The sequence below is a fragment of the Bradyrhizobium sp. 132 genome (genome assembly GCF_023074185.1).
GTDB lineage: Bacteria > Pseudomonadota > Alphaproteobacteria > Rhizobiales > Xanthobacteraceae > Bradyrhizobium.
The window spans coordinates 33465-56575 of record NZ_JADPKY010000178.1; the positions used below are offsets into that span (position 1 = coordinate 33465).

19 protein-coding genes and 4 pseudogenes are annotated in these 23111 nt (G+C 64.0%); 8 read left to right on the plus strand and 15 right to left on the minus strand.

Annotated features, from left to right (window positions below; all coding sequences use genetic code 11):
* Window positions 1-21 precede the first annotated feature (21 nt).
* On the plus strand, window positions 22-999 hold the full coding sequence (locus IVA74_RS39385; RefSeq protein ID WP_247353354.1) for a TRAP transporter substrate-binding protein: 978 nt from the start codon (window positions 22-24) through the stop codon (window positions 997-999).
* Between the two features lie 59 nt (window positions 1000-1058).
* On the opposite strand, the gene IVA74_RS39390 is transcribed toward IVA74_RS39385, so the two are convergent.
* The 3 genes from IVA74_RS39390 to IVA74_RS39400 are packed head-to-tail and all read right to left on the minus strand — an operon-like array spanning window position 1059 to window position 5656.
* Window positions 1059-2708, minus strand: a complete 1650-nt coding sequence (locus IVA74_RS39390; RefSeq protein WP_247353356.1) for an acyl-CoA synthetase — start codon at window positions 2706-2708, stop codon at window positions 1059-1061.
* Window positions 2709-2731: 23 nt separating this feature from the next.
* Window positions 2732-4621: a TRAP transporter large permease subunit gene (locus tag IVA74_RS39395; RefSeq protein WP_247353358.1), complete on the minus strand. Its 1890-nt coding sequence runs from the start codon at window positions 4619-4621 to the stop codon at window positions 2732-2734.
* A 15-nt stretch (window positions 4622-4636) separates the two neighbouring features.
* On the minus strand, window positions 4637-5656 hold the full coding sequence (locus IVA74_RS39400; protein ID WP_247353360.1) for a TRAP transporter substrate-binding protein: 1020 nt from the start codon (window positions 5654-5656) through the stop codon (window positions 4637-4639).
* Window positions 5657-6110: 454 nt separating this feature from the next.
* Between IVA74_RS39400 and IVA74_RS39405 the strand changes: the two genes are divergently transcribed.
* Window positions 6111-7307 (plus strand): Xaa-Pro peptidase family protein, encoded by a 1197-nt coding sequence (locus IVA74_RS39405; protein ID WP_247353362.1) that lies wholly within the window; start codon window positions 6111-6113, stop codon window positions 7305-7307.
* Here IVA74_RS39405 and IVA74_RS39410 read toward each other — a convergent pair.
* Window positions 7304-8131: a hypothetical protein gene (locus IVA74_RS39410; protein WP_247353364.1), complete on the minus strand. Its 828-nt coding sequence runs from the start codon at window positions 8129-8131 to the stop codon at window positions 7304-7306. The genes IVA74_RS39405 and IVA74_RS39410 overlap by 4 nt on opposite strands.
* A 186-nt stretch (window positions 8132-8317) precedes the next feature.
* Here IVA74_RS39410 and IVA74_RS39415 point away from each other — a divergent pair.
* Together IVA74_RS39415 and IVA74_RS39420 are read left to right on the plus strand one after the other, a co-directional pair.
* A pseudogene (locus tag IVA74_RS39415) lies at window positions 8318-8447 on the plus strand (PepSY domain-containing protein); the annotation flags it as partial.
* A gap of 193 nt (window positions 8448-8640) precedes the next feature.
* Window positions 8641-9390, plus strand: coding sequence for an SDR family oxidoreductase (locus tag IVA74_RS39420; protein WP_247353365.1), 750 nt, complete (start codon window positions 8641-8643; stop codon window positions 9388-9390).
* Window positions 9391-9468: 78 nt separating this feature from the next.
* Here IVA74_RS39420 and IVA74_RS39425 read toward each other — a convergent pair whose 3' ends face one another.
* From IVA74_RS39425 to IVA74_RS39445, 5 genes and pseudogenes are all read right to left on the minus strand, one after another.
* Window positions 9469-10134 (minus strand): methionine ABC transporter permease, encoded by a 666-nt coding sequence (locus IVA74_RS39425; RefSeq protein WP_247353367.1) that lies wholly within the window; start codon window positions 10132-10134, stop codon window positions 9469-9471.
* Complete coding sequence (locus tag IVA74_RS39430) at window positions 10124-11275, minus strand: methionine ABC transporter ATP-binding protein (protein WP_247353369.1); 1152 nt, start codon at window positions 11273-11275, stop codon at window positions 10124-10126. Before IVA74_RS39430 ends, IVA74_RS39425 begins: the two co-directional genes overlap by 11 nt.
* Before the next feature lie 240 nt (window positions 11276-11515).
* Window positions 11516-11668: pseudogene (locus tag IVA74_RS39435) on the minus strand (anion permease); the annotation flags it as partial.
* Window positions 11662-11952 (minus strand): annotated as a pseudogene (locus IVA74_RS39440) (enoyl-CoA hydratase/isomerase family protein); the annotation flags it as partial. The pseudogenes IVA74_RS39435 and IVA74_RS39440, both read right to left, overlap by 7 nt.
* A 33-nt stretch (window positions 11953-11985) precedes the next feature.
* Window positions 11986-12743: pseudogene (locus tag IVA74_RS39445) on the minus strand (hypothetical protein).
* A gap of 62 nt (window positions 12744-12805) precedes the next feature.
* Here IVA74_RS39445 and nthA point away from each other — a divergent pair.
* The 3 genes from nthA to IVA74_RS39460 are packed head-to-tail and all read left to right on the plus strand — an operon-like array spanning window position 12806 to window position 14468.
* Complete coding sequence (gene nthA / locus IVA74_RS39450; protein WP_247353373.1) at window positions 12806-13432, plus strand: nitrile hydratase subunit alpha; 627 nt, start codon at window positions 12806-12808, stop codon at window positions 13430-13432.
* Entirely contained in the window at window positions 13429-14088 is a 660-nt protein-coding gene (gene nthB, locus IVA74_RS39455) for a nitrile hydratase subunit beta (RefSeq protein WP_247353375.1), read from the plus strand. The genes nthA and nthB overlap by 4 nt, the downstream gene beginning before the upstream one ends.
* On the plus strand, window positions 14088-14468 hold the full coding sequence (locus IVA74_RS39460) for a nitrile hydratase accessory protein (protein ID WP_247353377.1): 381 nt from the start codon (window positions 14088-14090) through the stop codon (window positions 14466-14468). The genes nthB and IVA74_RS39460 overlap by 1 nt, the downstream gene beginning before the upstream one ends.
* A 157-nt stretch (window positions 14469-14625) precedes the next feature.
* Here the strand turns inward: IVA74_RS39460 and queC are convergent, their stop codons facing one another.
* Window positions 14626-15339 (minus strand): 7-cyano-7-deazaguanine synthase QueC, encoded by a 714-nt coding sequence (gene queC, locus IVA74_RS39465; protein ID WP_247353379.1) that lies wholly within the window; start codon window positions 15337-15339, stop codon window positions 14626-14628.
* Between the two features lie 126 nt (window positions 15340-15465).
* On the opposite strand from queC, the gene mazG reads away from it, so the two are divergent.
* Window positions 15466-16281, plus strand: coding sequence for a nucleoside triphosphate pyrophosphohydrolase (gene mazG, locus IVA74_RS39470; protein WP_247353381.1), 816 nt, complete (start codon window positions 15466-15468; stop codon window positions 16279-16281).
* A 54-nt stretch (window positions 16282-16335) separates the two neighbouring features.
* Here mazG and IVA74_RS39475 read toward each other — a convergent pair whose 3' ends face one another.
* The 5 genes from IVA74_RS39475 to IVA74_RS39495 all read right to left on the minus strand — a co-directional run bounded on the left by IVA74_RS39475 (window position 16336) and on the right by IVA74_RS39495 (window position 23023).
* On the minus strand, window positions 16336-17136 hold the full coding sequence (locus IVA74_RS39475) for a hypothetical protein (RefSeq protein WP_247353383.1): 801 nt from the start codon (window positions 17134-17136) through the stop codon (window positions 16336-16338).
* Window positions 17137-17351: 215 nt separating this feature from the next.
* Entirely contained in the window at window positions 17352-18731 is a 1380-nt protein-coding gene (hflX, locus tag IVA74_RS39480; RefSeq protein ID WP_247353385.1) for a GTPase HflX, read from the minus strand.
* Window positions 18732-18742: 11 nt separating this feature from the next.
* On the minus strand, window positions 18743-18988 hold the full coding sequence (gene hfq / locus IVA74_RS39485) for an RNA chaperone Hfq (protein WP_247353387.1): 246 nt from the start codon (window positions 18986-18988) through the stop codon (window positions 18743-18745).
* Window positions 18989-19241: 253 nt separating this feature from the next.
* Window positions 19242-20612 (minus strand): sigma-54 dependent transcriptional regulator, encoded by a 1371-nt coding sequence (locus IVA74_RS39490; protein ID WP_247353389.1) that lies wholly within the window; start codon window positions 20610-20612, stop codon window positions 19242-19244.
* Between the two features lie 17 nt (window positions 20613-20629).
* Window positions 20630-23023, minus strand: a complete 2394-nt coding sequence (locus IVA74_RS39495) for a PAS domain-containing sensor histidine kinase (RefSeq protein ID WP_247353391.1) — start codon at window positions 23021-23023, stop codon at window positions 20630-20632.
* Window positions 23024-23111: the final 88 nt, after the last annotated feature.

Below are 23111 nucleotides of genomic sequence, written 5' to 3' on the forward strand. Positions count from 1 at the left end.
TTGACTGTGAGGAGAAGCCCGATGATCTCTCGTTTATTCCGCGCATCCCTGATCGCCGGCGCCGTGCTGGCTGCGACACCCGCTTTGGCTCAGACCAAATGGAATCTGCCGGCAGCGTATCCCGCCGACAATCCACACTCGGAGAATCTGGTCGCGTTCGCCAAGGACGTCGATGCCGCGACATCCGGCAAGCTCCAGATCACGGTTCATCCCGGCGCCTCGCTGTTCAAGGCACCCGATATCAAGCGCGCGGTGATGACCGGGCAGGCGCAGATGGGTGAAGTATTGCTGTCGATCCACGAGAACGAGGATCCGGTATTCGGGATCGACGTGGTGCCGTTTCTGGCGACCAGCTTCCCGGCTGCGATGAAACTGTATCAGGCGTCGAAGCCGCTGATTGCCAAGAAGCTCGATGCGCAGGGTCTCAAGCTGCTGTTCGTCGTGCCGTGGGCGCCGCAGGGCGTCTATGTCAGCAAGCCGCTTGCGACGATCGAAGACATGAAGGGCCTGAAATGGCGGGCCTATAACGTTGGAACCGCGCGCATTGGCGAGCTGGTCGGCGCGCAGTCCGTCACCATCCAGGCCGCCGAGCTGCCGCAGGCACTTGCGACCGGTGTGGTGAATTCCTTCATGTCGTCCGGCGGCACGGGCTACGATGCGAAGGCATGGGAGTCGCTGAAGTACTTCTATGACGTGCAGGCCTGGATCCCGAAGGACTACACCTTCGTCAACAAGGCTGCGTTCGAGGCGCTCGACAAGCCGACCCAGGAGGCCATTCTCAAGGCCGCCGCGACCGCGGAAACGCGCGGCTGGAAGGCCTGGGAGGACAAGAGCACCTGGTACATCGACCAGCTCAAGGCGAAGGGCATGACGGTCGAGCCGCCGAGCCCGGCCCTCAAGGCCGGCTTCCAGAAGATCGGCGAGCAGCTCACCGCCGACTGGCTCAAAAAAGCAGGGCCCGACGGCCAGGCGCTGATTGACGCCTACAAGAAGATGTAGCGACGGAGAGGCCTTTCGCCCGTCGCCGTCCGGCGGCGGGCGTCTGAGCCCGAACAGACTTAGGTCGAGATCGCCTTCGCCGATCCGGCTTCGTTGCGCAGCAGGAATTTCTGGATCTTTCCCGTCGACGTTTTCGGGATCGGCCCGAACATCACGGCCTTCGGCGTCTTGAAGCCGCTCATATGCGAGCGGCAGAAGGCGATGATATCGGCTTCGCTTGCGCTTGCGCCGTCCTTCAGCTCGACGAAGGCGCAGGGCACTTCGCCCCATTTCGGATCGGGCTTTGCGACCACGGCGGCGAACAGCACGGCCGGGTGCTTGTAGAGGATGTCCTCGACCTCGACGGAGGAAATGTTCTCGCCGCCGGAAATGATGATGTCCTTGGAGCGATCCTTGATGATGACATAGCCATGCGCGTCGAGCACGCCGAGGTCGCCGGTGTGAAACCAGCCGCCTTCGAAGGCGTCCCTGGTCGCCTTCTCGTTCTTGAGGTAGCCCTTCATCACGATGTTGCCGCGGAACATGACCTCGCCGATGGTCTCGCCATCGCGCGGCACTTGCCTCATGGTCTGCGGATCGATGACGGTGACGCCTTCCTCGAGCGGGTAGGGCACGCCCTGCCGCCGCTTCAGGCTGGCGCGCTCGGAGGCGGGGAGTTCGTCCCAGCCGGGCTGCTCGGCGCAGACGGAGGCGGGGCCGTAAACCTCTGTCAGGCCGTAGACATGCGTCAGCTTGATGCCGATGTTTTCCGCGCCTTCGAGCACCGCGACGGGCGGCGCGGCGCCGGCGATCAGACCGACGACATGGCGCGCGGCATTTCCCTTTGGTGCGTCGGGCGCATTGATCAGCGTGTTATAGACGATCGGCGCCCCACACATGTGGGTGACGCCGTGCTGCTTGATCAGCTCGAAGATTTTGGTCGGCTCGACCTTGCGCAAGCAGACATTGACGCCGGCGGCGGCAGCAATGGTCCAGGGGAAACACCACCCGTTGCAGTGGAACATCGGCAGCGTCCAGAGATAAACCGGATGCTGGCCGAGATTGCCCGCGAGGATATTGCTGACGGCATTCAGATATGCGCCGCGATGATGGGTCACGACGCCCTTGGGATTGCCCGTGGTGCCCGACGTGTAGCTTAGCGCGATGGCGTCCCATTCGTCGCCCGGCGGGATCGCCGCGAAGTCAGGATCGCCTTGCGCGACGGCGGACTCATACTCGATCTCGCCGATGCGCCTGCCGCCCTTGAACGCGGCGTCGTCGACGTCGATCACGAACGGCTTCGGTCCGGTCATCTGCGCGAGCGCATCGGTGATCACGCCCGAAAACTCTGGATCGACCAGGATGATCCTGGCGCCGCCATGGTCGAGCTGAAACGCGATCGAGGGCGCATCGAGGCGGATGTTCAGCGCGTTGAGCACGGCACCCGTCATGGGCACCGCGAAATGCGCCTCGTTCATCGCCGGAATGTTCGGCAGCATTGCCGCCACGGTGTCGCCGGCGCCGATGCCCTTGTTCGCGAGCCAGGACGCAAAGCGCTTGCAGCGCTCATGCGTCTCGCGCCAGGTGAAGCTGCGCCCCTCGTAGACCGTGCTGACGTGGTCGGGATAGACCGCGGCGCTGCGCGCGAGGAAGCTCAACGGGCTCAGCGGCACGTAGTTGGCGGGCGTCTTGTCGAGGCCGATATTGTACTGGTTCTGCCGTTCGCTCATCGACACCTCCCTCACGCGTTGGCTTACAGGAATCCGATCGAGATCCACGGAAAGACAGCGACGACGATCAATCCCACCAGCAGCGCCAGCAGATAGCCCCAGATCGGCCGGATGCCTTCGGCCGGATCAACGCGTCCGATAGCGCAGGCGGCATAATAGCCGACGCCGAAGGGCGGGGCGAATAGCCCGATACCCATGGCGAGAATGATCACCATCGCATAGTGCACCTCGTGCACGCCGACCGCGCGCGCGATCGGAAACAGCAGCGGCCCGAACAGCACGATCGCCGGGATGCCCTCCAGCACGCTGCCGAGGATGGTGAAGGCCAGGATCGAGACGGCGATGAAGGTGCCGGCGCCGCCGGGCAATCCGGTCATGGCCGACGCCAGCGAGCGCGAGAAGCCGGACTGGGTCAGGCCCCAGGCCATGCCGGTCGCAGTGCCGATGATCAGCAGGATCGCGCCCGACAGCGCCGCGGTTTCGACCAGCATCGGAAACAGCCGCCGCCAGTCGAAGCGGCGGTAGACGAGCAGGCCGACCAGGGCGCCATAGACGATGCCGATGGTGGAGACTTCGGTGGCGGTGGCGATGCCCTCGACCACGGCGTAGCGGATCACGAAGGGCAGCGCGAGCGCGGGCAGGGCGATGATGAAGGTCTTGCCGATCTCGCCACCCGTGGCGCGGCGGACATGGCTCATGTCCTCGTGGCGGTAGCGCCACCACACCAGCATGCACAGCGTAATCGCGAGCACCACGCCGGGCAGGAGGCCGCCGGTGAACAGCGCGGCGATTGAGACGCCGGTGACCGAGCCGATCGTGATCAGCACGAGGCTAGGCGGAATGGTCTCGGTCTGCGCGCCGGTAGCCGCGAGCAACGCAACGAGATCGCCCGGCTTGGCGCCGCGCTGCTTCATCTCCGGAAACAGCACGGGCGCGACCGCCGCCATGTCGGCAGCCTTGGCGCCGGAGATGCCGGAGACCAGGTACATGGCGCCGACAAGGACGTAATGCAGACCGCCGCGGACATGGCCGAGCAGGCTCGCCAGGAACGCCACCATGGCCCGTGCCATGCCTGTCATTTCGATCAGGAGTCCCAAAAATACGAACAGCGGCACCGAGAGCAGGATGAGGTGGCTCATGCCCTCGTCCATCCGCCCGACCAGCACCATGACCGGCGTGCGCGTGGTCAGCGCCAGATAGCCGAAGATCGCGAGGCCGAAGCCGAACGCGATGGGAACGCCGGCAAAGACGCAGAAGCCGGCGACGCCGACGAAGAAGATGACGAGGTTGAGGTTGCCGAGCGGCCGTAGATAAGGCTGCGCCAGCCAGAACAGGCCGACAACGACAGCAACGGAGATCGCGGCCGTCAGCACCATGCGGTAATCGGCTGCGCGCAGCAGCCGCAACAGCGCGAACGCCGTCATCAGGCAGATGCCGGCCGGCAGCGCGGCGGCGCGCCACATATTGGAGATCTGCAGCGCCGGCGTGGTGATGAAGCTTTCCTCGTAGGCGTAGTCCCAGGACGGCCAGACGATCAGCGCCAGGAAGGCCAGCGCCGCGCAGGTCGCCACCAGATCCAGCCAGGCCCGCATCGCAGGCTTGGCGCTGGCGACAATCGCCGTCATGCGCATGTGCTCGGAGCGGCGGAATGCAACCGCCGCGCCCAGCATCGCGAGCCACAGGAACAGGATCGAGGCGAGCTCGTCGGACCAGATCAGCGGCCGGTGCAGGCCGTAGCGCGCAACCACGCCGGCAAACAGGATCGCGATCTCGGCGACGACCAGGATCGCCGCCGGGATTTCGACGAGGAGGCCGAGTGCGCGCTCCGCCGAGGCCAGCAGCGAAGGTCGGCGAGGGGACTGAAAATTCGCCTCGCCCGCCACGCCGCTCACCCCGACCTCGATATGAGCCATGATGGCCCCAACGCGTTACGACAGCTTGCCGACGGCCTTTTCCAGCAGGTCCCAGGCCTGGTCGCCATATTTGCCCTTCCACTCGGCATAGAAGCCGGCGGACCGCAGCTTGTCGCGGAACGGCGCGACCGCGGGCTGGTTGAAGGTCAGGCCCTTGGCCGCGAGCTCCTGCTGGAGATTGGCATTGAGCTTGGCGGTGTCCTCGCGTTCCTTGACCGCTGCGGCATTGATGTTCTTGGCGACGACGGTGCGCACATCCTCCGGCAGGCTGCTCCAGGCTTTGCGGTTGGCCAGGAACCAGAAGCCGTCCCACATGTGGTTGGTCAGCGAGCAGTATTTCTGCACCTCGTAGAGCTTGGCGGTCGAGATGATCGCCAGCGGGTTCTCCTGGCCCTCGACGATCCGGGTCTGGAGCGCGGAATAGACCTCGGCGAAATTGATCGAGGCGGGCGCCGCATCGAACGCCTTGAACATCGAGGTCCACAGCGGCGAGACCGGCACGCGGATCTTGAAGCCCTTGAGATCGTCAGGGCCGGTGATCGGCTTGCTTGACGACGTGGTCTGGCGGAAGCCGTTGTCCCAGATCTTGTCCATGACCTCGAGGCCGGACTTCTTGATTTCGCCGCGGACGAAGGCGCCGAGATCGCCGTCCATGGCCTTCCAGACCGTGTCGTAGTCCGGGAACGCAAAGCCGATGCCGTTGATGGACGCCGCAGGCACCAGGGTCGACAGGATCAGACCCGACAGCGTGAAGAACTCGACGCCGCCGGAGCGGATCTGGCTCAGCATGTCGGTGTCGGACCCGAGCTGGTTGTTCGGGAAGATCTGTAGGTCGAACTTGCCCTTTGTCTCGGCCTTGATCGCCGCCGCCATCTCCTTGGCGCGCACGTTCATCGGATGGGTGTCCGGCAGGTTGTTGGCGTATTTGAAGGTGAACTCGGCGCTCTGGGCGCGGGCCACATGGGGCGCACTGAGGCCGCCCAGGACCGCGGTCGCGGCGGAGGCCTTGAGAAGCGTGCGTCGGGAAAAGCTCATGGGTCTGCTTCCTCGGAAGGTTTGTTGTTGTTCTGAGATGCAAACCATACGGACGTCGGGTCAGAAGGTCATCTGCGATCTCGCGAAGACTCGCTTATTGCAGCCGGACATCGTCACGGCAATATCGGCTTTCGGATGCATAGACCGGAATCTAAACTGCGAAAACAACCCCATGCACAGTAGCTGTCGAGAGTTGGGACGACGTGCGACGGCCGGGCCGGAAAAGACGAGGAGCGAAGGTGCAGTGAGAGGAATTCTGGCTAAATAACTGATCTGATTGTATATAAATATATTCCATAATATACCTTATGCGAATTACGGATATGGGTGTGCAGATCAGCCCGGCCTAATCGACGGCTACCGAGAACCCTGCTCCCGGCTCAGACTTGTACGCTAGGCAGGCAAGTCACCGGACGCAGCCAGACAAGCCGCGCCAGACATTGGGAGGTTCGTTATGCAGGAGAACGTCGCCCGCGCAGACCGCTCGCGCGCCATTCCATTCGATGCCGCAAAGCTCGACCGTCTGATGGAGGCCGCCGGCCTCGACGTGCTGGTCGCGACCTCCAAGCACAATGTGCAGTACCTCTTGGGTGCCGAGCGCGCGATCTTCTTCGACTATATGGATGCGCTGGGCGTCAGCCGTTATCTGCCGGTCCTGGTCTATCCCAAGGGCGCGCCGGAGCACGCCGTCTATGTCGGGCACAGGCTGGAAACCCATCAGCGCGCCGTTGCGCCGCCATGGGTGGCACAGGTCCGGACCGAGTCCAACGGCTCGATCGATGCGATCACGCGGGCCGCAAGCCTGATCCGCGACGCCGGCGTGCCCTTGAAGCGGGTCGGAGTCGAGATGGCGTTTTTGCCGATGGATGCGGGCCGGGCGCTTAGTGACGCCCTGCCCGGCGCCGAGCTCAAGGACGCGCTGCTGGTGCTGGAGCGGCTGCGCTCGGTCAAGTCTGCCGAGGAACTCGCAAAGCTCAAGACCGCGTCCGAGCTCGTCATCGCGTCGATGCTGGAGGTGATCGCTGGGCACGGCCCTGGCACGACCAAGCAGCAATTGTCGGATGCATTGCGCATCGCCGAGGCCAATCGCGGGCTGACCTTCGAATATTGCCTGCTTGCCTGCGGCAACAGCCACAACCGGGCGCCGTCAGCGCAGCGTTGGGAGCAAAGCGAGGTGCTGTCGCTGGACTCCGGCGGCAATTATCACGGCTATATCGGCGATCTCGCGCGCATGGCGGTGCTTGGCGATCCCGATGCCGAGTTGAAAGACTGTCTGGCCGAGATCGAAGCGGTCCAGCGCGCCGCCTTCGCCGCGGTCCAGCCCGGTGCCATGGGCGGCGACATCTACGTCGCGGCCGAGCGGCAGCTTGCCCAGATCAGCCAGCGCGACTGCACGGAGTTTTTGGCCCACGGCATGGGCCTCGTCAGCCACGAGGCCCCTCGCCTGACCGCCAAGGGCCCGATCCCCTACGACGACCCCGACGCTCGCCTGCCGCTCGAAACAGGCATGGTGGTGTCGATCGAGACCACGATGAAGCATCCCAAGCGCGGGTTTATCAAGCTTGAGGATACGGTTGCAGTCACGGCGACGGGGTACGAGATCTTTGGCGAAGGCGGCCGCGGCTGGAATTTGGGGAGCAGTGCGCTTTAGCGCAGCGGCAGCAGGTCGAGCTGGGCTTGCGCCTTCTTGACGACCGCTGCGAACCAGCTCTGGCTCGGCGCCGCCTTGGCGAAGCACTTGGTGAAAGCCGTCATCGCATTGTCTTCGCGGGTGATGTCGCCGCGCGGATCCTCCTTGTCGATGGGCCTGGCCATCATCTGCTTCCAGACTTTCTCGCAGGCCGGGATCTCAGCCGTCTTCACCGCGTCGCTTGCAGCGATGAAGAAGACCTTCTCGCCCTCAATCGCGACCACGTCGATTTCATGCGGCGGTCCCTTCAGGTCGCCATTGCCACGCACGCCCAGCACGGCGACCGCCGCGCTCACTCCCGCGGGCTTCGTGATCGGCAGCTCGGCATATTTGGCGAAGGCCGAGTCCTGGATCGCCTGATAGTAGAAGCGGTCCGACTTGAAGGCCGCGTCGATGCCCTCGGGCATGCCGTCCTCGCCGTGCTCGCGCAGCCAGTGCTTGAGCAGCGCAATGGTGGTCACGACGGCCTGCATCGTGTCGCCTTCGGAGGCGAAGCCGAGCCCGTCGAGATGGCCGAAGCCGGAGTCGCCCTTGAAGAGCGTGTCCGCGTTCGTCTTGCCGTCGGCCGGCAGTCCCTTGATCGCGACGGGGCCCACCATGCCGCGCAGCACAGTTGTCAGCTCCCTGAGCCCCGCATCGTGTTGCTTGCTGGTCTCGTCGTTTTCCGGAGCCTTCGAGAACTTTGCGATGTAGCGATCGCGCAGGTCGAGATAGTGCTGCTCGGGCGTCGCCGCATAAGCGGGCGTGGCCAAGGCGAGCAAGCAGAGCAAGGCGAGCGATCTCATTGCAAGTTCCGGCTGGGTGCGATCTCCAGTCTTTGTGCCGGTGCCGGCCGGGAAGGTTCATCCTGCGAGATGCGCTGCGCCCTACTCCGCCGGCGTGAGCTGCCAGTCGAGGCGCATCGCAGCCGTCTCGCGCACGCGGATGCGGGCGCGGCGCTTGCGCCACCAGATCACGATTCCGGTGACCGAGAGCGCGGCCGGCGGTATTGGGGCGCGGTGTGGCCGGTGACGCGGGAGAACTTCGTCTCGTTGCTCTACAAGCTGCACTACACCATGCACATCCCGGGATTCTGGGGGCGTCCGGTGGGGCATTAGAATCTCTCCAGAGGTGCGCGCAGCGCGTGCGACGTATGTGCGCTTGGTCTTGCGCGCCTGGCCCTGGGTGAAAAGCCCAATCCGACCGGTCGAAAAACGCACCACCCTTGTGCGTAGTTCCGCACTGAACGGCTGATACGAACCGACCTAGTTGAGGTTCTCCGGACGAGCCGGGAACGCAAGCCAAGGGATGTGTCATGTCGAGATTGGAAGGCAAGGTCGCAGTGATCAGCGGCGGCAACAGCGGGATCGGGCTTGCCATCGCCCAGCGGTTCGTGAAGGAAGGCGCGCACGCGTTCATCTTCGGCCGTCGCCGGGAAGCGCTCGACAAGGCGGTGAAGCTCATCGGCGGCAACGTCACCGCGATCCAGGCCGACGCATCCAGCCTTGCGGATCTCGACCGCGTCGCGGACACCGTCCAAAGCACGAAGGGCAAGGTGGACGTGGTCGTGTCCAATGCCGGCATCACCGAGCAGGTGCCGCTGCGCGACATCACGGAGGAGCACTACGACCGCACGTTCAACCTGATGGCCAAGGGGCCTCTGTTCCTGGTGCAGAAGATGCTGCCGATGATGGGCGGCGGAGGATCGATCATCCTGGTGTCCTCGGCCATGCACTCCATGGGCCTAGCGAACCACTCGACCTATGCGGCCACCAAGGCGGCGGTGCGTTCGTATGTGCGGACCTGGGCGGCCGAGTTCAAAGACAGCGGCATCCGCGCGAACCTGCTGAGCCCCGGCCCCGTCGACACGCCCATCATGGACTCCCAAGCGTCGACGCCCGAGGAGGCCGCCGCCATTCGCAAGATGTACGCCAACTACGTTCCGATGCTGAGACTCGGGCGTCCCGAGGAGCTGGCGGCGGCGGCGGTCTTCCTCGCCTCGGACGAGAGCGCGTTCATGACAGGCTCCGACATGCTCGTCGACGGCGGCGTCAGCAACGTTTGAATTCAGCAAAGACAGGTACGGAGATCAATATTCAGAACCACATCAAATACCCGATGTGAGGGCCGCCCCCAACCGATGTCAGCGATGCCGCAGCCGGCGGTTGACCCGGCGCGCGAGATAATCGCCGGCGCTCTGGACGAGCTGCACCAGCGCGATCAGCACCACGACGACGGCCAGCATCATCTCCGGCATGAAGCGCTGATAGCCGTAGCGGATGCCGAGATCGCCGAGCCCGCCACCTCCGACGGCGCCGACCATGGCGGAATAGCCGAGCAGGCTGACCACCGCGAGCGTCAGCGCCAGCAGAAGACCTGGCAACGCTTCGGGGATCAGCACCTTGAGCACGATCTGGATCGGCGAGGCCCCGAACGAGGACGCCGTTTCAATGAGGCCGCCATCGACCTCGCGGATCGCGGCCTCGACCAGGCGCGCCATGAACGGCGCCGATGCGATCGTCAACGGCACGATCGCGGCCGTCGATCCGATCGAGGTGCCGGCAACGAGGCGCGTGAACGGGATGATGGCCACGACCAGGATGATGAAGGGCGTGGACCGCGTCGCATTGACGACGATGCCGAGCACGCGATTGACGACGGGCGCCGAGAACAGCTCCCCTTTCCGGCTGGTCGCGAGAAAGACGCCGAGCGGCAGGCCGATGACGGTGCCGATCAGCGCCGCGAGCCCGACCATGTACAGGCTCTCGCCGGTGGCCTGGATGATCAGGTTGATGAGTTCAGGCGACATAGCCGAGACGCTCCGCGGGGAATTGATATTGTGAGAGCCAGGCCAGCGTCCGCGTCGTCGCGTCGTCGCTGCAAGAAGTGCCGAGCGGAATACCCAACGTCAGCGAGCCCACATGCTGGCCGCCGATCTCGTCGATGCGGGCTGACAGCAGCGAGACGTCGAGGCCGAGCTCGCGCGCGAGACGCGCCACCAGCGTGTCGCCGGCTCCTGCCCCACGCACCTGGATGCGGATCACGGCCTGTCCACCCGCAGGCAGCTCCGAAACGATCCGGCTCGCCAGCGACACCGGCAAGCTGTCGCCGATCACTTCAGCCAGGAATGATTGCGTGATCGGATGTTCGGGATGGGTGAAGATATCCGCGACGTGGCCGCTCTCGACGACGTGGCCGGCGTCGAGCACCACGACGTCCCTGGCGAGCTGACGCACCACGGACATTTCATGGGTGATCAACACGATGGTCACCCCGAGCTCGCGATTGATGTTGGCGAGCAGATCGAGGATTGCCCGCGTGGTCTGCGGATCGAGCGCCGAGGTCGCCTCGTCCGACAGCAGCACGCTCGGCCGCGTTGCCAAGGCCCGCGCGATGCCGACGCGCTGCTTCTGGCCGCCGGAGAGTTCTGACGGGTAGCGGTCGTGCTTGTCGGCGATGCCCACCAGCGCAAGCAACTCGGCCACGCGTGCGATGATGTCGGCCTTGGCCCAGCCGGCGATCTCGAGCGGCAGCGCGATGTTGGCGGCTGCCGTGCGTGAGGACAGCAGGTTGAAGTGCTGGAAGATCATGCCGATCGAGCGCTGCGCCAGCCGCAAATCGCGGCCCGCAAGCACCGAGATGTCACGGCCGTCAACGACGACGCGGCCGGTGGTCGGCCTCTCCAGTCCGTTGATGAGCCGAACCAGGCTCGATTTGCCGGCGCCAGAGCGGCCGATGACGCCTGTGATCGAGCCGCGTGGGATCGCGAAATCGATGTTTTGCAGAGCATCGACGCCGGGCTTGCCGCGATAGGCCGGATAGGTCTTGGAGATGCCCTCGAAACGGACCATCGCGTCAGGCGCAGTCGCGGCAGGTGAGATCGCGTCACGTGAGATCGCGTCAAGCTTTTCGATCGGCCGTCCGATCGCGAGCGATGGGTGGGCGTTCATGGAGGCGCCTTCATGCACAATTGTTCCGCTTGCCTCTGGGGCATCCGGGAACCGGGTCGCATCAAGCGACGGAGAATGAAACCGCGATGAGGGCTCGCGTGGAGCGCGCTGCACCGCAGCACGCACCATCGCCCTTTCAGGTCGGTCTTGCAATGTCACATATTTGCGGGGAATTGGACGAAGTTTTCCAAATCCCGCCCCGCCGAAGAAAATTCATCTGCCGGGGGACTCCGGCCTGGCTCAATGGACCTGCAACCAGGGCAGGACGATCAGCAGGAGCCCCGCGAAATAGAGCACTCCGAAGATCAGCCCAAAACCCCAGAACTGGCCCTTCCCGATATAGCCGCTGCCGAAATACATCGGCGCCGGTCCCGTCGCGTAAGGCGAGTCAAGCGCGGTCCGAGATTGAGATGCCGCCGCAGCGCGCCGAGGTCCATGTCCTTGCGCGAGCGCCCTTCGACATCCTTGAGGTCGAACCCGGCGCTGAACGCGTCCGCGCTGCCTGTCAGCACCACGACAGAGGTTGCGGCGTCATCCTCAAAACTGCGCGCGGCCGCGGTGAGCTGGCGCAGCGCCTCCGGCGACAGCGCGTTGATGCCGTCGCCGCGGTCGAACCGCACCACCGCAATCCGCCCCTCCGGCCCGAGGCCCTTCTCGATCTTCACATAGTCAGACAACGCAATCTCCCCTGTTCTTGGTTTTCTTGGTGCTCACAAATGCCCGGTGCGGTGGTGCTCGGGCTCGCTGCCGCGGACCGGAAACCGGACCGTGGTCCCGATGGTGATCCAGTTGCCGCTTTCGCCGGTGATGTTGCGGCCGTAGATCACGTCGACGGAGAATATCTCGTTCGGCCGGTAGCGGACGCCGGTCTGGAAACGCGGCTGGACGACGCTTGCGATCTCGGAGGCGCCAGCTTGCCCGTAAGCCTCGATCGTCCATTGCAACGTGTCGGTGAATTTCCAATCGAAGCCGACGCCGTAGGTCAGGTAATGACGATCGACCGTGCGATCCCACAGCCAGCCGCCATTGACGTTGATGCGCATGGTCTCCGACAGGCGGAAGGTCGCGGGGATGACGACAAAGGCGGACATGGCATCGCCGCTCGCCGCGTCGAATGATCCGCCGCCATACGCTGACGAGCCCCACCGGCCTATTCCAGTCGGGACGAAGTTCGTCTTGGCTTTTGGAGCGACGGTCGTGCTCCAGTCGCCATCGCTCCGGGCCCGGATGGTCTGCAGGCTCAGCTCGATCGGCCTGAAGGGATCGACGACACAGGAGGGATTGGCGACCGCCGAAAAATCCGTGTTGGTCGCGACCGACGTCCAGCTTTCCACTTTGCAGGAGCCGACCTCGGAAATGTCGGCGGCATCGACCGCATAGGCGCATTCGCGGCGCGCGCACCCTGCGCCGCGAATGCGCCAAATGCTGCGATTGCGGCGGCTATTCCGGTTCTCGCAGCCCAGCCCATGGTGCGATGTTAGCAGAGTCTTCGTCTCGACAACGCCCGGATTCTGGGACTATCTTTGACCCATGAGCGAACATCATCATCACCACGATCACGACCATTCCGAGCTGTCGGAGACCGAGCTGCGCGTGCGCGCGCTCGAGACGATCTTGACCGAGAAGGGTTACGTCGAGCCGGCTGCGCTCGATGCCATCATCCAGGCCTATGAGACCAGGATCGGCCCGCATAACGGCGCGCGCGTCGTCGCCAAGGCCTGGACTGATCCCGCGTTCAAGCAGGCGCTGCTGGAAGACGGCTCCAAGGCGATCGGCACCCTCGGCCATGTCAGCCGCGTCGGCGACCATCTCGTCGTGGTCGAGAACACGCCGCAGCGTCACAACATGGTCGTGTGCACGCTGTGCTCCTGCTACCCCTGGGAAATGCTGGGGCTGCCGCCGGTCTGGTACAAGGCTGCGCCCTACCGCTCCCGCGCGGTGAAGGACCCGCGCGGCGTGCTCGCCGATTTCGGCGTGCAGGTCGCCAGGGACATGGAGATCCGGGTGTGGGATTCCACCGCCGAAACGCGCTTCCTGGTGCTGCCGATCCGCCCCGACGGCACGGACGGCTGGAGCGAGGAACAGCTCGCCGAACTCGTCACGCGTGATTCCATGATCGGCACCGGCTTTCCCAAAACGCCGGGAGCGCCGTCATGAACGGCGTGCACGACATGGGCGGCATGGACGGATTCGGCAAGGTCGAGCCGGAGCCGAACGAGCCGGTGTTCCATGCGGAATGGGAGTCGCGGGTGCTGGCGATGGTGCGCGCGATGGGCGCGGCCGGTGCCTTCAATATCGACACCTCGCGCTTCTATCGCGAGACGCTGCCGCCGCATGTGTACCTGTCGAGCTCCTATTACAAGAAATGGTTCCTCGGGCTTGAGGAGATGCTGATCGAGAAGGGCTATCTCACCCGGCAGGAGGTCGCCGCCGGCCACGCGATGCAACCCGCAAAGGCGCTCAAGCACGGCAGGCTGGAGCGCGACAATGTCGAGCGCACCATGGTGCGCGGCAAGTTCGCCCGCCCTGCTCCGGCGCCGGAGAGATTTGGGATCGGCGACCGCGTGCGCGCGAAAAACATTCATCCGGCAACGCACACGCGGCTGCCGCGCTACGTGCGCGGCCATGTCGGTGTCGTCCAGCTGAACCACGGCTGTCACGTGTTTCCGGATTCGGCGGCGATGGAGCTCGGCGAGAATCCGCAATGGCTCTATACGGTGGTGTTCGAGGGCCGCGATCTCTGGGGCGCGGACGGTGATCCGACCCTGAAGGTATCAATCGACGCGTTCGAGCCCTATCTGGACCCGGCGTGATGAGCAGCACGGCCGCGGCCGCAGCAACTGCGGCCATCCCGAGCATTCCCCGCGACGACGACGGCCCAGTGTTCCGCGCCCCCTGGGAGGCGCACGCCTTCGCCATGGCGTTGACGCTGCATGACCGCGGCGTGTTCACCTGGCCCGAATGGGCCGCAGCCCTGGCCTCCGAAATCAAGCGCGCCCAGGTCGCCGGCGATCCTGACACCGGCGAGACCTACTATCTGCACTGGCTCGCCACGCTGGAAGGACTGGTTGCGCGCAAGGGCGTCGCATCGTTGGAGACGCTGCACCGCTACCGCGATGCCTGGGACCACGCTGCGGATCGCACGCCTCACGGCAAGCCGATCGAGCTACGCCCGGAGGATTTTGCGAGGTAGGCGGTTTGGCGCGTAGACGCCGATCGCCCCAAAACCAACACTGTCATTCCCCGCGAAGGCGGGGAATCCAGTATTCCAGTGACGCGCGTGGGATACGGAGAAGCCGCGGCGTACTGGATCGCCCGCCTGCGCGGACGATGACATCGAACTTGTAGCGTCAACGCGCCGCCACATACTCCCGCCACCCCTTCGCCCGCAGGCCGCATGCAGGGCACTCGCCGCAGCCGTATCCCCAATCATGCTGCGCGCCGCGTTCGCCGAGATAGCAGGTGTGCGACTGCTCGCGGATGAGGTCAACCAGCCCCTCGCCGCCGAGATCGTGCGCGAGCTGCCACGTCGCCGCCTTGTCGATCCACATCAGCGGCGTATGCAGCTCGAACTTGCGGGCCATGCCCAGCGACAACGCGGCCTGCATGGCGCGGATGGTGTCGTCGCGGCAATCGGGATAGCCGGAATAGTCGGTCTCGCACATGCCGCCGACGATGTGGGTGATGCCGCGCCGGTAAGCCAACGCCGCGGCGAAAGTCAGAAACACCAGATTGCGGCCGGGCACGAAGGTGTTGGGCAGGCCGTCGGCGCCCATCGCGATCGCGACATCGCGCGTCAGTGCCGTCTCGGACACATCCGCCAGCGTCGGGATCGACAGCGTGTGGCTCTCGCCGAGTTTTGCGGCCCAATCCGCGCGCAAGCCCTTGATGCCGTCGAACAGCAGGTCGCGGCAGGCCAGCTCGATGGCGTGGCGCTGGCGGTAATCGAACCCCAGCGTTTCCACGCGCGCAAAGCGGTTCAGCGCCCAGGCGAGGCAGGTGGTGGAATCCTGGCCGCCGGAAAACAGCACCAGCGCGGTTTCTGATGAAAATGCGTCGCTCATGGTCCGCGCTTTAGCATTGCGCACCTCGGCCGCCAATCGGTGGAAATCGGCCTGTTCCGCCGCGCTACGCTGGGAACGGCGGCCCGCTTTTGGCATAAGGCTTGAGAGCCAGGAGACTGCCCCGCAATGACCCCTTCCCGCGACATTTCACGCCTGATCGAGATCATGGCGGCGCTGCGCACGCCGGTGACCGGCTGCCCCTGGGACCTCGAGCAGAATTTTGCGACCATCGCGCCCTACACGATCGAGGAAGCCTATGAGGTGGTCGAGGCCATCGGCCGCGGCGATCTCGACGATCTCTGCGAAGAGCTCGGCGACCTCCTGTTGCAGGTGGTGTTCCACGCCCGGATGGCCGAGGAGCAGAACGCATTTGCTTTTGGAGATGTCGTCGAGGCCATCACCCGCAAGATGATCCGGCGCCATCCTCATGTCTTCGTAGACAAGGACGGTAACCTCGCCTCCTCCCACGTCAAGGAAGTCTGGGACCGCATCAAGGACGAGGAGAAGGCCGAGCGCGCCGCACGCCGGCCACCGGAAGAGATTTCGCACAAATCGCTGTTGTCAGGCGTGAAGGCCGGCCAACCGGCGCTGACGCGCGCCATGGAGCTTCAGCGCAAGGCCTCTACTGTAGGCTTCGACTGGAACGACCCGCGCGCGGTGCTGGCAAAAATCCGCGAGGAAGCCGACGAAATCGAGGCCGCCCTCGACCGCAACGACAAGCATGAGATCGCGGAGGAAACCGGCGACCTGATGTTTGCGCTGGTCAACCTCGCCCGCCATGTCGATGCCGACCCGGAGGCCGCGCTGCGCGCGACCAACGCGAAGTTCGAGCGGCGCTTTGCCTATATCGAACGGGCGCTGGAAGCGCAGGGGCGAGCGCTGGAGCAGGCGTCGCTGGAAGAGATGGACGCGCTGTGGAATGCGGCGAAGCGGCAGGAATAGTCGGAGGGTTAGAGCCTTGTTTTGAGTCTCTCGCCTGGGTGCAGATCGATACAGTTACTTCTTGCCGGCAGGCTTATCGATGCGACGGAAAGAGAGTGGGCCCTTGAATGTGACGGATCCCTTGTCGAGCTTGTCGATCAATTCGTCCATACCTTTCAGATTAGGAATGTTACGGGCCAAATTGAACACCGAGTTGTCGATGTCGTACCAGACGCCAGACATTTCATTGATCTCGTCATTCCGCGAGCTGATGTTAAGCACGCCGAGAAACGGGAAGCGTATCGTGGTCATCTGGCCCGCCCCTGTTCCAACCGGGTGCTTCAACGTCAAATCATGGTCCTGGAAATAGATGAGCTTCTTCGGCTCGCCCACGAAAGCAATCATGACGTTTGTGATGTCTAGGGATTGATCTGCAAATATGTCGCTATTCGAAACGTCGAAGTGTAGGATCAGCTTTCGTCCGACATCTTCGATCCCGATTGTGCAGTAAGTCACCACTTCATCCTGGACGATCTCCGTTCGATCGATCTTCCAGGTTAGCGCTCTCACCTCCCAGATACCGACGAGCTTCTGACGGATCGGGCTGAGAATATCTTCCTTGAGTTGCAGATTGCTCAAATAACCTGCAAACGCGAAGAGGAAACTAAAGGACACGAACATCACCGGGATCCAAGGCGAGTGGCTCGTGTTTGTCAGATAAGGAAAGCTTGAAATCGGTTCGAATACGCCAATCGACCAGCCGATGATGAACGTCATGATCGTCGCGAAGATGATTCCGTAGAAGAGCATCCGGAAGAAAGGGACTACCATGAATCCCTTGGAGATTTCCTGAAAGAGTTTGACAGCTGAATCCATGACCAGCACTCGATCATTCGCGCAGTGCGCGTCTGACGCGGCGGGTCATGGCCTAACAGGAAGACTCGGCAGCGTCGAAACCGCTAAGGCGCCGATAAATAAGTTTGTCGATAAAAGTACTTCAGGTACAACCTGAGGGTGATCGTACTCCATCCTCAGAGCTGGTCAAGGCATATTCGAGCAAGGCTCAGGGGCTGAGTGCGTTGTTCGGCGTCTTAGGCCACGCGCGGCACGGCGTCGAACCGGTTCACCACGATGTCCCGCTTGGTCTCGTCCACCCGCACCGTCATGTCGAAGCAGCCGTCGTGCAGCTCCTTCACCAACACCTCGGCATTGCGGTGCAGCCAGCTGATGCCGGCGCCGTCGGCCGCGTCGATCGAAAGGTCGAGCGTGGTGCGTTTTGAGGCGAGCCGTTCCTCGATCGCGGCGAGCAGTGCGTCGACGCCCTCGCCTGACACGGCCGAGACCAGCATCGCCGGGTGGTCTTCCGGCCTGCGCGCAGCGACGTTCAAAAGCTCTTCGCGCTGCTCGGCGTCGTAACGGTCGATCTTGTTCCAGACTTCAATGATGCGGCCTGAGTCATCGGGATTGATGCCAAGCTGGCGCAGCACGGCGTCGACGTCGCTCTGCTGCGCCTCGGCGTCGTCGTGCGAGATGTCACGCACATGCAGGATGACGTCGGCCTCCAGCACCTCTTCCAGCGTGGCGCGGAAGGCAGCGACGAGCTGCGTCGGCAGATTGGAGATGAAGCCGACGGTATCGGACAGCATCGCCTTGCCGCCGTGCGGCAGGGTGAGCGCGCGCAGGGTCGGGTCGAGCGTGGCGAACAGCATGTCGGCCGCCTGCACATCGGCGCGGGTCAGGCGGTTGAACAGCGTCGACTTGCCGGCATTGGTGTAGCCGACCAGCGCGACCACGCGATACGGCACACGCTGGCGTCCTGCACGATGCAGACGCCGCGTCGCCTGCACCTTCTTCAGGTCGCCCTCGAGCTTGGAGATGCGCTCCTGGATCAGGCGGCGGTCGGCTTCGATCTGCGTCTCGCCGGGACCGCCCATGAATCCAAAGCCGCCGCGCTGGCGCTCGAGATGGGTCCAGGAGCGGACGAGACGCGAGCGCTGGTAGTTGAGATGCGCGAGCTCGACCTGGAGCGAGCCTTCCTTGGTCTTGGCGCGGCGGCCGAAGATCTCCAGAATGAGGCCCGTGCGGTCGAGCACCTTGGCCTGCAATTCCTTCTCGAGATTGCGCTGCTGGATCGGTGCCAGCGCGCAATCCATCACCACGAGCTCGACATCGAGGCTCTTGATCAGCCCGGCCATCTCCTCGACCTTGCCCTTACCGATGTAAGTCGCGGGCCTGATCTGGTTGATCGGCGTGATGATGGCGTCGGCAACGACGAGATCGATCGCGCGCGCGAGGCCGGCGGCTTCATCGAGCCGGGCCTGGGCGTCACGCAGGATATGCCTTTCCGATTGCGCGTCGGCACTACCCGCGCGCACCCGCAAGTAGGGGCCGATGACAAGCACCCGCCCCGTTTGCTTGGCCCCTGCCGACCGCGGACGGTCGGCATCCCCGTCGAAATTCCGGGGTTCCAATCAGATCACTCTCAAGCCGGCTCCTCGCCGCCTTCGAACAACTGGATCGGAGCGCCCGGCATGATGGTCGAGATCGCGTGCTTGTAGACGAGCTGCGAGTGACCGTCGCGCCGAAGCAGCAAACAGAAATTGTCGAACCAGGTCACGATGCCCTGGAGCTTCACTCCGTTGACCAGAAAGATCGTCAGTGGCGTTTTAGTTTTGCGAACGTGATTAAGGAAGGTGTCCTGCAGGTTTTGTGCGCGGTCTGCCGCCATTGTTTTTTTCTCGCTTTGAGTTTCTTTTTATTGCGCCGGTTGTTATTGCGCCGGTTGCGGCCCTCTTTCTGAAATTCGGAGCCTCTCCCGGTTGCCGTCCCTCATGAGATCCCCCTCGGAAGGAACAGCGGTGCGATTAGAGGACAGGTGGGCTTATTAGGCAAGCCGCTTCACGCGCCAGCCCACGCCGTATGGCCCCGAAAAACTACGGAAATGGATGATTTTCCTCGCCTATCTCCGCCACGTCGCGGCGTCAGCCGACACCGAGCGCCTTCAATTTCCGGTGCAACGCCGAGCGTTCCATGCCAACAAACTCGGCCGTGCGAGAAATATTTCCTGAAAAACGGCTGATCTGTGCAATCAAATAGTCGCGCTCGAACACTTCGCGCGCTTCGCGCAGCGGCAGGCCCATGATGTGCTCGCCATTGTTGCTGGTCGGCATCGCCGGAACCATGGAGCCGACGTCCTGCGGCAGCATGTCGGCGGTGATGATGACCTCCGGGCCGCCCGCGGCCAGAATCATGACTCTCTCAACGTTGTTGCGGAGCTGACGCACATTGCCGGGCCAGACATGCGACTGCAGCACCGCCATCGCGTCCTGCCCGATCTGGCGCTTGGGCAGGCCGCTGCCCGCCGAAATCTGCTCCATGAAATAGTCGATCAGTTCCGGAATGTCCTCACGCCGCTCCGACAGCGCGGGCACGCGGATCGGCACCACCGAGAGCCGATGATAGAGGTCCTCGCGGAAATGGCCGCCGGCGATCTCCTCTTCCAGATTGCGCGCGGTGGAGGAAATGATGCGCACGTCGACCTGCACCTTGCCGTTGCCGCCGACGCGCTGGAACGACTGCTCGACCAGCACGCGCAAGATCTTGTTCTGGGTCTCACGCGGCATGTCCGCGATCTCGTCGATGAACAGCGTGCCGCCATGGGCCTCTTCGAGCGCGCCGGACTTGCGCGCGTGCTCGCCGTTGGACTGCTCGATGCCGAACAGCTCGTGCTCCATCCGTTCGGGCGTGATCGCGGCGGCGTTGATGACGACGAAGGGGCCTTCGGCACGGCCCGAGGCCGTGTGCAGTGTGCGTGCGGTCAGTTCCTTGCCGGCACCGGCGGGGCCGACGATCAGGATGCGGCTGTTGGCCTTGGCCGCACGCTCGATGGTCTGGCGCAGCTGGTTCATGCTGGGCGAGCGGCCGACCAGCGAGCTTGCACTCGGCGCGAGCTGCTTCAGCTCCTTGACCTCGCGCTTGAGCCGCGAGTTCTCCAGCGCTCTGGTGGCGACCAGGATCAGCCGGTCGGTCTTGAACGGCTTCTCGATGAAATCGTAGGCGCCGCGCTTGATCGCGGCGACCGCGGTTTCGATGTTGCCGTGGCCGGAGATCATCACGACCGGCAGATCGGGGTTGTCCTTCTTGACCTGCTCCAGCAGCTGCAAGCCGTCGAGCTTGGAGCCCTGCAGCCAGATGTCGAGAAACACCAGATGCGGCCTGCGGTTGGCGATCTCGGCGAGCGCCGTATCGCTGTCGCGCGCGGTCCGGGTCACGAACCCCTCGTCTTCGAGGATGCCCGCAACGAGATCCCGAATATCGGCCTCATCATCGACAATCAGAATTTCACTTGCCATGGGTCGCGCCTGTTTTCTCAGCTGCCTGTTGAGGCTTCGGTTTTCGTTGAATCATTGGTCTTTTCAGCCGGCTCTTTGGTTTCGGTGGCCGGCTCTTTTGTTTCCATATCCTTGACGGATTTCGTGACCGTTTCCCTGATGTCCGGCTTGGTCGTTGCCGCGGTCACCGGTTCGGCCCCCTCGCTTTTCGCGGGAGTGCCGGAGACCGCAAAACGCATCCGCATCCAGGCGCCGCGCTGGCCCTCGCGGAAGTCGGAGGCGTCCTTCAGTTCGATGCGCCCGCCATGGTCTTCCAGCACGCGGCCGACGATCGCGAGCCCAAGGCCGGTGCCCTTGGCGCGTGTTGTCACATAGGGCTCGAGGAGGCGCGAGCGCGCCACCTTGGGCAGGCCGATGCCGTTGTCGACGACGTCGATCAGCACGTCCTCGCCCTCGCGCGACGCCACGACGTCGATCCGGCCTTTGCCGAGCTCCTCCAGGGGGACCTGCTCGATCGCCTCGGTGGCGTTCTTGACGATGTTGGTGACCGCCTGCGAGATCAGCCGCCGGTCGAACTGGGCGCGCAGCGGGTCTTCCTTGAACTCGGCTTCGATATCGATCTCCGGATGGGCGACCTTCATCAGGAACACCGCCTGCCGCACGGTGTCCACGACGTCCTCGCCCTCCATCACCGGCTTCGGCATCCGCGCAAAGCGCGAGAACTCGTCGACCATGCGGCGGATATCGTCGACCTGGCGCACGATGGTGTCGGTGCACTGTTCGAAGATCTGCTTGTCCTTGCCCTCGGTGATGTCCTTGCCGAATTTGCGGCGGATGCGCTCGGCGGAGAGCTGGATCGGCGTCAGCGGGTTCTTGATCTCGTGGGCGATGCGGCGCGCGACGTCGCCCCAGGCCGAGGTGCGCTGCGCCGAGACCAGATCGGTGATGTCGTCGAGCGTGATGATGTAGCTGTCGTGCGGCTGGCTGGTCTTCTCGGCGCTGACGCGGACCGACAGATTGCGTTCCTGCCCGTCACGCGTAATCGTGATCTGGCCCTGCACCAGGCGCTGGGTCCCTTCCCGCGCCGTCTTCATCATCTCTTCGAGCTCGGGCAGCACGTCGGAGAGCGGATGGCCGAGCGTCTCGGCTTCGGAGTGCCCGATCAGCTTTTCCGCGGAACGGTTGAGGATGCCGACGCTGCCTGAGGTATCGACGCCGATAATGCCGGCGCTTGCCGAGGACAGCACGGCTTCGATGAAGCGGCGGCGGCTGTCGATGAGGTCGCTGGCGTTGACGAGCTCGTCGCGCTGGCTGCGCAATTCCTGCGTCATCTTGTTGAAAGTCTCACCCAGCTGGGCGAGGTCGCCTTCCGATTGGTGCACCGGCACCTTCACATGGAGATCGCCGGTCGAGACCGTCTGGGCCGCGTTCATCAACCGCCGGATCGGCGAGACCAGCGAGTTGGCGAAGTTGAGGCCGATGATCACCGAGGCCATGAGGATGGTCAGCGCGATCACCGCGAACATCAGCGCGAAGGCGACCTGGATGCCGAGCCGGCGCGACTCGATCTGGGCGTATTCGGCGACGCTGAGCTCGGTCTGCTTGAGCTGGTTGACGACGTTCGGATCGAGCGGCCGCGCGACGTAGAGGAAGGTGTCGCTGAAGGCACGCAAGCGAACCACCGCGGCGACGAAGCTCGCATCGGGCAGCACCGCGATCTCGGGCTCGGATTCGTTGACGTTGCTGAGGAAGTCCGGCGCCGGCGGCGAATAGGCCAGCCGCATGCCGGTGTCGGCGGATTCGAGAATGTTGGTGTTCTTGTCGATGATCATCGCGCCCGGCAGGTTGCGCGAGGCGGCGCTGGACGTCAGCAGCTCGCGAAACGAGCGGCGATCCTGATCGTAGAGCGGCCGGGCGTGGGCGATGTCGTTGGCCATGCCGAGGATGTCGCCGCGGATCAGCTGCGCATGGTCCTGCATGTAGGCCCGCGCGATCGTCAGCGAGTTCTGGATCACCTCCTTGGTCGGTCCGGAGAACAGGCGGTCGAGGCCGCGCTCGATGGTGACGTTGGCGACGACGGCGACCAGCACCGCCGGCAGCACCGCCACGATCGAGAACAGGCTGACGATCTGGACATGGAGTCGCGCCGCCGCCCTGCCCCGCCGCCGCGCCAGGATCAGCTGCCAGAGCTCGCGGATGATGATGCCGACCAGCAGCAGGATCGTGCCCGCATTGATCAGATAGAATGAGCGGACAACCGCCGGCGTTGGCTCGATTGACGTGAGGCCGGTCAGGACCATGAAGGTCAGGAACGCCGACAGCAGCGCCAGCGCCACGGCGAACGGCGCCAGCCAGCGTCGCGCCGACCAACGCCGGGGCTCTTCCGCTGGGGCCGTGTCAAAGGATGCGGCCGAGGTCTCTGCGCTGGTCATTCCGGCAATGGGTGCTGAAAACGGGATCCGCGGCGGGCGGATACTGATGTATTCGTACCACATTGTTGCCGAATTGCGACAATTCCGC

Coding starts and splice junctions, on each gene's coding strand:
- IVA74_RS39385 (WP_247353354.1), top strand. CDS start 22: ATGATCTCTCGTTTATTCCGCGCATCCCTGATCGCCGGCGCCGTGCTG.
- IVA74_RS39390 (WP_247353356.1), bottom strand. CDS start 2,708: ATGAGCGAACGGCAGAACCAGTACAATATCGGCCTCGACAAGACGCCC.
- IVA74_RS39395 (WP_247353358.1), bottom strand. CDS start 4,621: ATGGCTCATATCGAGGTCGGGGTGAGCGGCGTGGCGGGCGAGGCGAAT.
- IVA74_RS39400 (WP_247353360.1), bottom strand. CDS start 5,656: ATGAGCTTTTCCCGACGCACGCTTCTCAAGGCCTCCGCCGCGACCGCG.
- IVA74_RS39405 (WP_247353362.1), top strand. CDS start 6,111: ATGCAGGAGAACGTCGCCCGCGCAGACCGCTCGCGCGCCATTCCATTC.
- IVA74_RS39410 (WP_247353364.1), bottom strand. CDS start 8,131: ATGAGATCGCTCGCCTTGCTCTGCTTGCTCGCCTTGGCCACGCCCGCT.
- IVA74_RS39420 (WP_247353365.1), top strand. CDS start 8,641: ATGTCGAGATTGGAAGGCAAGGTCGCAGTGATCAGCGGCGGCAACAGC.
- IVA74_RS39425 (WP_247353367.1), bottom strand. CDS start 10,134: ATGTCGCCTGAACTCATCAACCTGATCATCCAGGCCACCGGCGAGAGC.
- IVA74_RS39430 (WP_247353369.1), bottom strand. CDS start 11,275: ATGAACGCCCACCCATCGCTCGCGATCGGACGGCCGATCGAAAAGCTT.
- nthA (WP_247353373.1), top strand. CDS start 12,806: ATGAGCGAACATCATCATCACCACGATCACGACCATTCCGAGCTGTCG.
- nthB (WP_247353375.1), top strand. CDS start 13,429: ATGAACGGCGTGCACGACATGGGCGGCATGGACGGATTCGGCAAGGTC.
- IVA74_RS39460 (WP_247353377.1), top strand. CDS start 14,088: ATGAGCAGCACGGCCGCGGCCGCAGCAACTGCGGCCATCCCGAGCATT.
- queC (WP_247353379.1), bottom strand. CDS start 15,339: ATGAGCGACGCATTTTCATCAGAAACCGCGCTGGTGCTGTTTTCCGGC.
- mazG (WP_247353381.1), top strand. CDS start 15,466: ATGACCCCTTCCCGCGACATTTCACGCCTGATCGAGATCATGGCGGCG.
- IVA74_RS39475 (WP_247353383.1), bottom strand. CDS start 17,136: ATGGATTCAGCTGTCAAACTCTTTCAGGAAATCTCCAAGGGATTCATG.
- hfq (WP_247353387.1), bottom strand. CDS start 18,988: ATGGCGGCAGACCGCGCACAAAACCTGCAGGACACCTTCCTTAATCAC.
- IVA74_RS39490 (WP_247353389.1), bottom strand. CDS start 20,612: ATGGCAAGTGAAATTCTGATTGTCGATGATGAGGCCGATATTCGGGAT.
- IVA74_RS39495 (WP_247353391.1), bottom strand. CDS start 23,023: ATGACCAGCGCAGAGACCTCGGCCGCATCCTTTGACACGGCCCCAGCG.